General features: G+C 32.6%; 1 protein-coding gene (only partly in view). It reads left to right on the plus strand.

All coding sequences use genetic code 11. The annotated features are described in order from the left end of the window. Positions 1–13,860 carry the 5' portion of a hypothetical protein gene (locus CRV01_RS13845; protein ID WP_258238330.1) on the plus strand. Its footprint extends 13,152 nt past the window's final position, so only the first 13,860 of its 27,012 coding nucleotides appear in the window; its start codon is at positions 1–3; its stop codon lies off the right edge, out of view.

Genomic DNA, 13,860 nt, shown 5'->3' on the forward strand with positions numbered 1-13,860 from the left:
ATGGCAACTACAGATAACAAATATGTTAAATATCTAGATAAAAGTGTAAAAATTATTGATAAACCAAAAGTAAATGAAAATGTTTCGGTTTACGTAAGACCAGGAGACTTGGTTGATTTTAAAGTTCCTGGAGTTAACATAGAAGATTTAGAGTACGAACTTGTAGGGGGAGATATTGTAATTGATATCCCTGGAAGTGGTACTTTTACTTTCGTATCTATGGCTTTAATGGGATATAACGATACTCCACCAAAATTTGCAAGTAATTCTGGAAAACAACTAAGCCTTGGAGATATTTTATCTGAAGTTGAAGAAATCAACGCGTTGCCTATTGATTCTTTAGTTTCAAATGTTGATGTAAATATCCCTGAAAATACTGCCAAACAAACACAAGAAAACCCTCAAATAATTATCCAAGAAGTAGAAGTTTTAGTAGAACAAGAAACAGAAGAAAATGATAATATAAATGACAACGAGTTTGAAATTCCTCCTGTAGATGTACCTGAAATCGTTGAAAATGATTTTACTAGTTACGAAGAAGCTACAGATGATAGTTCTAAAAAAGAAGAAGCTGTAACTGAAGGTACTAAAGCTTTACTTACTTTTGATATAGATATTCAACATTTAGATTCTAGTGAAAGTATAGATACAGCAGCAGGAGTTATGACTGTAGAAGGTGGAGGTGGAACTACTTATAAAAATATTCACCCAGGTACAAATGCAAATGCTAGTAGAGCAGGAATTGTAAAACAAACAGAGGCAGAAGTGCTTGATTATAGACATGTATCTAGTACAGAAGCAAGTAAATTAGTAATAAATGCAGATGATTCAAACTATTTTAATGCAGATACTATTTCAAGAACAATAAAACTTTCTCCAAATCAACCTATAGGTTTTGCAGTTGAGAGTATTACTATTTCAAGTGATGATTTTCCAGATGGTTTTAATATTTTAAATGCTACTAAAACAGGAAATTCTTGGACGATTATAAAAGATAATCCAGATACACCTGAAATAGAAGGTTTTACCCTTGATGAAAATGGAAATATTGAAATAAAAATTTCAATGGATAGAGATCAAGAAACAAATTTTGAGATGAAAATAGAAGCAAAATCTGAGTTTAATATAGAAAATATTCCAGAAGATGAAAGAGCGGGTGTAGAAACACCAGTTGAAACTACTCTTGATTATTTTAAACTTTATGGAGTAAATGTAAAAGAAGTAGATAATTTAGGTGATCCTAATGAGTATCTTTTTGAGCAATTTGTAGATGGTTCTGGGCAACCTATAAAATCAGGTTTTGTTATTACTACAAATATAAATGACAATATAATTTATGGTTCTCAACAAGAGAATGTTTCAAATACTATTACTGGTGGTTTAGCAAATGATACTATTACTACTGGTATAGAAAATGATATTGTAGATGGAAATGTTGGAAATGATACTTTAGATTACTCAACATATAATAATGTAGATAACGAATTAGGGGTTGTAGCAGACTTAAGTGCAGGAAGTGTAACTAAAAAATACGCTTCAAATAATACTGATACTATTTCAAATATTGAAAATGTTACTGGTACACAAGATAATGATACTATCACAGGAAATGCAGAAACAAATACTTTATTAGGTCTTGAAGGAAATGATACTTTAAGAGGTTTGGCTGGTAATGATACCTTAGATGGTGGAGCAGGGAATGACATACTTGAAGGTGGAACTGGTGCTGATATTATAAAAGGTGGTTCAGGAAATGATACTACAAGTTATGAAAATGCAAGTGGTTCAGTAAATGTTGATTTAGATGATGGAAATGGTAAAGGTGTGGTTTCAGGTGCAGATGGAAACGATACTTTATTTGATATAGAAAATGTAATAGGCTCTAATTTTGATGATATTATTGAGGGTAATAATAATAGTAATACCTTAGAAGGTCTTGATGGAGATGATACTTTCTTTGTAAGTGGTGGAAAAGATACTATTATAGGTGGAGATGGAAGTGATACAATTGATGCCTCAAAATCATCTGTCTCACATACAATCAATCTAAAAAATGGACAAGTTTTTGGAGAAGGGTTCTCTTCAATTACTGGGGTTGAAAATGCAATTGGGTCTGATTTAGCTGATATAATAACAGGAAGTGACTTAGATAATACTCTAAAAGGTGGTGTAGGTAAAGATACTATATTTGGAGAAGATGGAGATGATTATCTTGAGGGTGGTACTCAAGATGATATTCTAAGTGGTGGATTAGGAAATGACTATATTGATGGTGGTGCTGATTCTGATGGAGGAATTGGAGACACTGTAAGTTACTCTGATATAACTTCTGGTGGGGTTAGAGTAGATTTATCAATACAAGATGGCTCAGCCCAAAATACAATCAATGCTGGTGAAGATATATTAGTAAATATTGAAAATGTAATTGGTACAAATAATACTGATTTAATCATTGATAAAGTAGATGGTAATAATATGATTTCAACTGCTGGTGGAGATGATTATATCCTTTTAAAAGGTGGAAATGACTCTATTAATGGTGGAGCAGGAAATGATACTTTAAGTTTTGAAGAGTTTGAAAATTCAGTTACTTTTGATTTATCTCTAGGTTCTAGTCAAGAGATAAATGGTGGTAATGTTACAATCTCAAGTATTGAAAATGTAAAGGGAACAAGTTTCGCTGACACTTTAAAAGGTTCTTCTCAAAATAATGAACTTTTTGGAAACTTTGGTAATGATGTTTTAGATGGAAAAGAAAACAATGATACTCTTTATGGTGGAGCAGGAAACGACACATTAATCGGTGGTACAGGAAATGATACTTTAGATGGAGGTAAAAATAGCGATTACTCTAGATTAAGTGGTATTTCTACTTCGCCTTTAACAATTGTTATTGCAGGCTTAACCCTTACAGCTACTGGTGCAAATGCAAGTGAATTAATAGCAAACTTTTTAAAAGAGTTTAAAGAAGCAAATGCCACTAGAATTTTAAATGGACAAGAACCTTTAGGTGATATTTACACTGATAATACAAATATTTTTATTGATAGCCCTGAAACTATTACTTCTTCTACAAATGTAACTATTGATAATAACTTCACTTTTATAGATACTGCTGATTACTCAAATATTGGTTCAGAATCAATTGAAGTAAATATGAAAGATGTAGGTGATTCTACAGTTGATGTAAGTGATGGTTCAACAGATATTTTAATTGATATTGAAAGAGTTGTTGGTTCTTCATCAAATGATATTATGAATGGAAATAGCCAAGATAATATCTTTGTAGGTGGAAAAGGAAATGATACTTTCTTTGGAAAAGCTGGAGATGATACTATTTATGGTGAAGAAGGAAATGACATTATAAATGGTGGAACTGGTGTTGATATTTTAGATGGTGGAAAAGGAAATGATACTTTTATCGCTTCTTTAAATGATGGAATAGATACAGTAAATGGAGCAGATGGAAGTGATACTTTAGACTACTCATCTTATACAAGTTCTGATGGAAATATTTCAGTTTCTTTAAATGGTGCCCTTGAAAGTAGAGTAGAGATTGGTGGAACAGATGAAGATTATATAAAAAATATTGAAAATGTAACTACTGGTGCAGGAAATGATACTTTAAAAGGTGATGATAATAACAATACTTTTATAGCAAATGCAGGAAATGACATATTATCAGGTGGAAAAGGCGATGACTATTTAAATGGTGGAGCCGATATAGATACTGTTGATTATACTTATATTGATGATGGTGTAGGAACAAATGACAAAGGTGTAGTTGTTGATTTAGCAAATAATCGTGCATCTGATATGGATGGTAGTACAGAACACCTTGTTGGAATAGATACTTTAGTTGATATTGAGAATGCAAAAGGTTCTAAGCATGATGATTCTTTACTTGGAGATAGTGGTGTAAATGAACTTTTTGGTGAAGATGGAAATGACTTTATTTCAGGTGGAGCAGGAAATGACACTTTAAATGGTGGAGCTGGTAATGATATCCTAAAAGGCGGAACTGGAGATGATATTTTAAATGGTGGAGCTGGTATAGATACCGCTGATTTCTCTGATGCAAATGCAAGTGTTAATGTAGATTTATCAAATACAGGTTCTGTTGATATTGGAGCAGGTTTAGGAAGTGATACTTTTAACTCTATTGAGGGTGCAATTGGTGGTAACTACGACGATACACTAAAAGGTACAACAGGAGCAAATACACTTATTGGTGGAGCAGGAAATGATACTTTAATAGGTAATGGTACTTCTACAGCAGATGGTGGTACATATGATTATCTTGATGGTGGAGCTGGAGAAGAAGATTTTGTAAGTTTTGAAGGAGAGACAGGCAATGTGACTGTTAACTTAGGACTTAATTATTCAAATAATTCTTCAGATGGTCATGCATTTGATGACTCAGATGGTTCAGTTTATAACTATCAAGATGGTGGAGCTGCTGGAAATCTTCAAATTAGAAATGTAGAAAATCTTCAAGGTGGAGCTGGAAATGATACTTTTATAGGAAACAGTTCTTCAAATACATTAGCAGGAGGAGCAGGTGACGATTGGTTAGTAGGTAAATCTAATAATAACCTTTTAGACGGTGGTTCAAATACAACTACTGGTGATACTGCTGATTACTCAGGTATTACATCAGGTCTTGGTATAAAAGCTAACATGAACGCTGGAACTGATGGTGCAAATGAGTTTGGTGAGGTAGAATATAACGGAGAGTTTGTAGATACATTAAAAGATATTGAAAATATAAGAGGTTCAAAAAATGATGATCAAATTATTGGAGATATTGATGATAATGTAGATAATGTATTTGAAGGAATGGGTGGAGCTGATACTATAAGTGGTGGTTCTGGTGATGATATTATTTATGGTAATAATAAAACAAATGATAATTCAAGTGATGATTCAGATGATATACTTTCTGGTGGAATAGGCAATGATACTATTTATGGTCAAGCAGGAAATGATACACTAAGTGGAGATGAAGGAACTGATACTTTAGATGGTGGAGCTGGAAATGATAGTGTAAATCTTTCATATTTAAATACTACTGCAAATGGTGCAACAGTAAATTTCACTACTTTAACTACAGATGATGGAACAAATACAGATACTTTAATTTCTATTGAAAGTGCAATAGGAAGTGATAATAATGATACTTTTATTATGGATAGTTCCAAAACTACTGATACAAATACAATTGATGGTAAAGCTGGAGTTGATGTATTAGACTATTCAAACTATACTGCAAATGGAATAACTGTAGATTTAGGAAATGAAAATGAACAAACTATAGTATCTGCCACAAATGATAAAGATACAATAAAAAATGTAGAAAATCTAATTGGTGGTACAAAAAATGACACTATAACAGGTTCAAATGCAAATAATAGCCTTAATGGAAATGAAGGTAGCGATAGATTTTATGGTTCAAATGGAACTGATATCATAGATGGTGGAGTTGATGTTGATGGTACAAATGATACTGATATAGCTGATTATTCTAATATGACTGCAAAAGTTGTTGTAACAGGAAGTGGAAGTGATTATTCAGTATTAAAACCAGATGGAAATAGTGATACTCTAACAAACATAGAAGAGGTTCAAGGTAGTGATTTTAAAGATACTATGATTGGAGATAATACATCTTCAAATGATGATATCTTTAGAGGTGGAGATAATTCAGACTTACTTATTGGTAACTTAGGAGATGACTCTTTATATGGAGAAAGTGGTGATGATACTTTAAGAGGTGGAGCTGGAAACGACTATTTACATGGGGGAATAGCTGGTAGTGATACAGCTGATTTCTCTGATGCCACAGGAAGCGGAATAAATGTAGATTTATCTCAAACAGGAAGTCAAAATATTGGTGGTAACTTAGGAAGTGATACTCTTGTTGATATAGAAAATGTTATTGGTTCTGCTTTTGCAGATACAATTACAGGTAATGATAGCGATAATATTATTCATGCTGGAGCAGGAAATGATACTTTAACAGGTGGACTTGGAGCTGATGATTTATATGGGGAAGCTGGAGATGATACTTTCAATTTCTCAAATGCAGTTGGTGAATCAACTGGGGACTATATAAATGGTGGAGCAGGAGTTGATACTGCTGATTATAGTAACCTAACATCAAATATTGAAGTAGATTTAAATGAAGAAAACAATGGTTCTACTTATGTAAAAGTTGGTTCAAATACAATAGACCATCAAATTGAAAATGTAGAAAATATCAAGGGAACTTCTTTTAATGATAACATTTCTGGAAATAGCAGCCAAAATATCATTGATGGTGGAGCAGGAGATGATATTTTAGATGGTGAAGGTGGTGTTGATTCTTCAAATCTAGATACTCTTATTGGTGGATTAGGAAATGATACTTTTATTGTAAATGATAGAGGATATACTGTATATGATGGTAGTACAAATGAAGGTGTAAATTTTATTGATACAGTAGATTTCTCTCAAGTTGCAAATCAATCTTCTGATAAAGTAAATGTAAATTTACAAGATGGAACATTTACTTTAAATGGAAATACTATTAATGAAACTACCTTTACTGGAATAGAAGGTGCTATTGGTGGTGCAGGTGATGATACTATTGTTGGTACTACCCAAGCAAATACACTAGTTGGTGGAGAAGGAGATGATACTCTTTTAGGGAATGGTGCTTCAAATGGAATTGACTATATTGATGGTGGAAGTGGAAATGAAACAAATGGAGACTTTGTAAGTTTTAATTATGCTGGTGCAAATGGTGTAACAGTTGATTTATCAAATGGTTCTGCCCAAGATATTGATGGAAATGATGTTGATGATTTAATAATCAAAAATATTGAGAATCTTGAAGGAAGTATTGGAAATGATAATTTAACAGGTAATTCATCAAACAATATTTTAAAAGGTTTAGATGGAGATGATACTTTCTTTTCAAGTGCTGGAAGTGACACTATTTATGGTGGAAATGAATCAACAGATACAGGAATAGATACAGTTGATTATTCAAGTGGTTCAAAAATAGATGTTGACTTAGAAAAAGCAAATAATCAAGTAGTTAAAACAGTAGGTACCGATACTCTTTATGGTATTGAAAAAATTATTGGTTCTTCTGAAAATGATGTGATGAGAGGTGATGCTTCAAATAATACTTTTGAAGGTGGAGCAGGAAATGATACTTTAGAAGGTAGAGCAGGTGATGATACTTTAGATGGTGGAGATGATGATGATATCTTAAGAGGTGGAATAGGAAATGATGAATTAATTGGTGGTGCAAATGGTTCTAATGGAGATACTGCTGATTACTCTTTAAGAAGTGAAGCAATAAAAGCGGATCTTTCAACTGCCTCACCTAAAGTAATTGTTGATACTAATGATGATGCAAGTGATGGAGATACTTCCCATGAATTTAATGCTTCAGATGAAACAGATAGTTTATCTGGAATTGAAAATGTTACTGGTGGTTCAAATGATGATACTTTTATTGGTAACTCTGAAAAAAATACTTTAAAAGGTGAAGCTGGTGATGATACAATAGTTGTAAATAATACAGCTAATGTATTAAATGATTTTATTGATGGTGGCAGTGAAACTAATGGTGCTAGAGGAAGTGATACTGTTGATTATAGTGCACTAGGAACAAGTGAGAGTATAAATGTAAGTTTAAATGATACTGCAATTACAAATGTTACTCTTTCAGGTACTGGAAATCATCATCAACTAACTGATATTGAAAATATTATAGGAACACAAGGTAGTGATACTATTCAAGGTGATAGTGCAAATAATATTTTAGATGGACATACTGGTGTTGATACTTTATCTTATTCTAACTCTTCAAATGGTGTTTATGTAAACTTAAGTAATACTCAAATTACAACAGATATTTCAGGGGATAATACTACTGATGAAATCAACCAAAATACAGCACAAGGTGTAGTAGATAATAGTGAAATAGGTGTTGATACTATTACAAACTTTGAAAATGTTGTAGGTGGAATAGGAGATGATACTTTAATTGGAAATAGTGGAGCAAATACTCTTACTGGTGGAAATGGAGATGATTTACTTCTTGGACTTGATGGAGCTGATAGATTAGTTGGTGGAATAGGAAATGACACAGTTTCATATTTATTAGATAATGCAGGAGTTGATGCAAGTTTAAGAACTGCTACTGCAACTGATGGCTGGGGTAAAACTGATACTTATGACAGTATAGAAAATATTATAGGTTCTAATCAGGATGATATTATTGAAGGTGATGCAGGAGATAATACTCTTGATGGAGCAGGTGGAAACAATACTTTAACTTATGAAAATGTAACTGTAGGTGGAGTAACTGTAAATTTATCACAAGAAGTAAATAATACAGGTAGTGATGGAATAGATACTATTAGAAATTTCCAAAATCTAATAGGTTCAAAAACTCAATCAGATAATTTAACTGGTAATGATGAAGTAAATACAATAAAAGGTCTTGGTGGAAATGATACTATTGATGGAGGAGTAGAAGATGACTTCCTTTATGGTGGAGCAGGAAATGATACATTTAAAGTAAATCTTGGTGATGGAAATGACATAATTGATGGTTTTGATGAAACCGCCTCAGCAGATATAGATGATATTTCAAATAAAGATACAGTTGATTTTAGTTCTATTGGTTCAGGATATCATGTTGAAGTTGATTTACAAACTGCAAATAATTCAGTAGTTACAAATGGAACAACTATAGACCAAACAGATACTTTATCAAATATTGAAAATGTAATTGGAACTGCACAAAATGATACTATCATTGGAAATGATGAGGTAAATGTTATAGATGCAGGTGCAGGAAATGATACAATTATTGGAAACCTTGGTGCTGATACTTTAAAAGGTGGAACTGGTGAAGACACTTTCCAAGGTGATAACTTTACTGGTGATATTATAGATGGTGGAACAGGACTTGATGGAAATGGTGACACTATAGATTATACAAATTTAAACAATAAAGTAACTCTTACTTTAGCTGAAAGTGGTTCTTATACAGATGTTCAAGTAGGTACAAGTTTAGCAGATCACAAAATAGCAAATATTGAAAATGTTATAGGTTCAAATACGCAAGATGACACAATCACTGGAAATAGTGAAAATAATACTATTTTAGGTCTTGGTGGTAATGATACTATTGATGGTGGACATGGAGATGATTCACTAGATGGTGGTACTGGAACAAATACTTTATCTTATGCAAGTATAGGTTCAGGGGTAAATGTAAATCTAGATACACAAACTGCTGTTTCAAATGTTGATACAGATGGAAATGGAACAAATGATACAGATACTGTATCGAACTTTGATAATATTATTGGTTCAAGTGGAGTTGATACTTTAACTGGAAATAACAATGCAAATGTTATTAAAGGTGGAGATGAAGGCGATACTATAAATGGTTTAGGTGGTGATGATACTTTAGAAGGTGAAGCTGGAAATGATCTATTTATCATGGGTGCTAATGATGGAGCTGATAGTGTTGATGGAGGAAGTGGAAGTAGCGATACTATCTCTTATGAAAATTTAGCTTCAAACCAAGGTATTACAATAACTTTAGACCAAGACACAAGTAATGAAGTAATTATTGAAAATGGAACAAATGATACTGGTGTTAAAAATGTAGAAAATGTAATTGGTGGTGCAGGAAACGATACTATTATAGGGGATGCTCTTAAAAATAAACTTGAAGGTAATGCTGGAAATGACATTATTGATGGTGGAGCTTCTGATGATACTATTTTAGGTGGAGCTGGTGATGATGTTATTAAAGGTGGAGCTGATGATGATATCCTTTATGGTGGAAGCCAAGAACACGATGAAAATACTACAGAATCTGGAACTGGTAATGATGATATAAAAGGTGAAGCTGGAGATGATGTTATCTATGGTAGAGATGGAGATGATACCTTAGATGGTGGAGCTGGTAACGATACTCTTTATGGTGGACTTGGAAGTGATAATCTAAGTGGTGGTGATGGAAACGATACTATAGATGGTGGAGAAGGAGAGGAAGAAAATGGTGGAGACACTGTTGATTACTCTTCTAAAGTAGGCGACTATTTAGATGTAAATTTAAATAATACAGTAGGTGGATTTGCAGATGCTGTTATTGGTGCTGAAACAGATAGATTAAAAAATATTGAAAATATTAAAGGTACAGTTAAAAACGATAATATCTCAGGTGATAATGATTCAAACCTTTTAGACGGTTTCCAAGGTGATGATACTTTAGTTGGTGCTGGTGGAAGTGATACTTTAATTGGTGGCGATGGAGATGATATCTTTAAAGCTGGACTTGATGATAACGGTGACGGTATCTTAGAAAATGGAGATGATGGAGTTGATTATATAATAGGTGGAGAAGTAGATGAGAATAATGGTGGAGACACTGTTGATTATTCAGCTTTAGATTCAGCTATTAATGTAGATTTATCTAATGTTGATACTTCAAACAATGATTATGTAACCGTAAATGTAGATGGTTCTTCAAATGATTATATTAAAGAAATTGAAAATATTATTGGTTCATCACAAGATGACACTATCAAAGGTGATGCAAGTGCAAATACACTAAGAGGTGATGCAGGAAATGACACTTTAAGTGGTGGAGTTGGAGCTGATACTTTAGACGGTGGAACTGGAATAAATAGAGCAGACTACTCAAATGCTGCAGGAAAAATTGTAGTTGATATGGAAAATGCTACAGAAGTTTCAAATGATGGAGATGGTTCATCTGATGATTTAATTTCAATTCAAGAAGTAGTAGGAAGTAATTCAGGAGATACTATTTATGGTTCAGATAGTGAAGATGAATTATTTATTGGGGGTGATGCTTCTGATACTTTCATGGGTAGAGGTGGAGATGACACTATTTATGGTGGAAGTGAAGATAGAACTGACAACTTCTCTGATTTAGTAACTTATGAATATCTATCAGATGGTACAAAACATGTTGTTGTAGATTTAGAAAATGAAAATGCAAAGGTATATGATAATAGTTCAAATCTATTAGAAACTGATACTCTTTATGATATTGAAAATATAAAAGGTGGAGAAGGTAATGATACTTTCATTACTAAATTTGATGAAACAAATGTAATTAATGGCGCAAATGGAAGTGATACTTTAGATTATTCAAGTTTAGACACAAATCATTCAATTACTGTTGATTTAGAAGATAATGGAGCTAGTACAACAGTAGATGTAAGTGATACTGTAAATGATGATACTATTTCAAATATTGAAAATATAAGTGGTTCAAACTTAGCAGATACAATCTCAGGAAATAATTTAGCAAATACATTAAGAGGTAATGCTGGAAATGATATTTTAGAAGGTGAAGGTGGAAATGACATCCTTGATGGTGGAGCTGGAAGTGATACTGCAAGTTATGAAAATTCAAGTGATGGTGTTACTGTTGATTTAGGATTAGCTACTTCTCAAAATATCTCAGCATCACAAGGAAATGACACTTTAATTGATATTGAAAATGTTATTGGTTCTTCTTATGATGATACTTTCTATTCAGACCATACAAAAGCAAATAATTTTAATGGTCTAACAAATGGAACAAATGGCGATACAGTAGATTATACAAATTTACAAAATGATAAAGCTGGTTCAAACTATACTGGAACTGAAAATGTAGATTATATTATTGCTGATTTATCTGGTGCAAGTGATACAGTAACTATTAAAAGTTCTGGTGCTGATGTTGTAGATACTTTAGAAAATATAGAAAATATTACTGGAAGTCATGGTAATGATACTATTACTGGTGATGGTAATAAAAATACATTAAAAGGTTTAGCAGGAGATGATATTATTGCAGGTGGTGCAGGAGATGATATTATCGATGGTGGAACAGATATAAATGGAGATACAGTAAATTATTCTGATGCAACAAGTGGTGTGACTGTTGATTTAGGAATAGATGGAGTTTCTCAAAATGTTGGTGGTGGTCAAGGAAATGATACTTTAACTGATATTGAAAATGCAATTGGTTCACAATATGCTGATATGTTTAAAGGCAGTAATAGTGAATCAAATACTTTTAATGGAGGTATTACAAATTTAGCTGATCCAAACTCTGAAAATATAAATGATGAAAATGATACAGTTGATTATTCTTCATTAACAGGTGCAAATGATAGTATTGTAGTTGATTTATCAAATACTTCAAGTGCAAATGTAGCTGTAACACAAGCAAGTGTAGCACAAGGTAGTGATACTTTAATAAATATAGAAAATGTAATTGGTACAGCAGGAGATGATACTTTCACTGGTAACTCTGATAGTAACTCTTTCCAAGGTGGAGCTGGAAATGATACTTTCTACGTAAAAGAAGCAGCAGTAGGAAGTGAATCAGATATTATAGTTGGAGGAAGTAATTCTAGTATAGGGGATACAGTTGATTTTAGTTTAGTAAGTGATAATACTTTATATGTAGATGTTGATTTAAGTTCACAAAGTTTACTTCTTAAAAACTCTTCAAATGCAACTGTTAGAAACGATAGTGTTTCAGGAATTGAAAATATAGTTGGAACTCAAAATGAAGATACAATTACAGGAGATAGTTCAAATAATACTTTAAAAGGTGAAGCAGGAACTGATACTATTAAAGGTGAAGCAGGAGATGATTATATCGAAGGTGGTTCAAATACTGATGATAGTACAAGTGCTACACAATATGAATATTTAGATGGTGGAGAAGGTGCTGATACTATCTATGGTGGAACTGGAAATGACTACATCTTAGGTGGAATTGGTGACGGTAAAGATACTCTTTATGGTGAAGCTGGAAACGATACTATTTATGCAGGTGCAGGAGTAGATAGAGTTTATGGTGGAGCTGATGATGATTCTATTTTAGGTGAAGCTGGGGAAGATTTACTTGTAGGTGGACTTGGAAATGATGAAATCAAAGGTGGAAGTGAATCTGATACAATTTATGGAGATGATGAAGCTAGAACTGATGTAAATGGTGGAGATGATATTCTTTATGGTGGAGATGGTTCAGATACTATTTATGGAGGTTATGGAGATGATACCTTATTAGGTGGAGCAAATGACGATATTCTTCATGGTGATGCTGGAGTTGATACAGTTGATTATTCAAATGCTACAAATGGTGTAGAAGTTAACTTTGTAACTAATAGAGGTACTGGTGAAGGTATTGATGAATTATATAATATAGAAAATGCAGTTGGTTCTAAATATGATGATACTTTTGTCTCAAAACTTGATGTTTCAAACAGATTTGATGGAAATGATGATGAATCAGGTGAAACAAATGGGGATAGTATCTCTTATGAAGGAATTACAGTAAATGATGCAACACAAGATAAAGTTGTAATTGATTTATCAACAGGAGCCGATGCAGACGGATATTATAGTGCTGATATTTATCAAGGTGGTACTACTACTGTAAGTGATTACTTAAAAAATATGGAAAATATCACTGGAAGTAATGGTAATGATACAATTACTGGTGATGATGACGTTAATACTTTAAGAGGTCTTGATGGTGATGATTTAATTAGTGGAAAAGGTGGAAATGATTATATAGATGGTGGTGAAGGAAGCGATACTATTGATTATAGTGATGAAACTCTTTCTGTAACAGTTGATTTTAAAAATAACCAAGCTTCTACAAATGCACCAGAAGTTGATACTATTATTAGTATAGAAAATGCTATTGGTGGTACATCAAATGATATGTTCATTATGAATGAAGACCAAAAAACAAATACTATAAATGGTGGTATGGGAGTAGGAGATTTAAATGATACAATCTCTTAT

It is taken from the genome of Arcobacter sp. CECT 8983 (genome assembly GCF_004118855.1).
Classification (GTDB): domain Bacteria; phylum Campylobacterota; class Campylobacteria; order Campylobacterales; family Arcobacteraceae; genus Halarcobacter.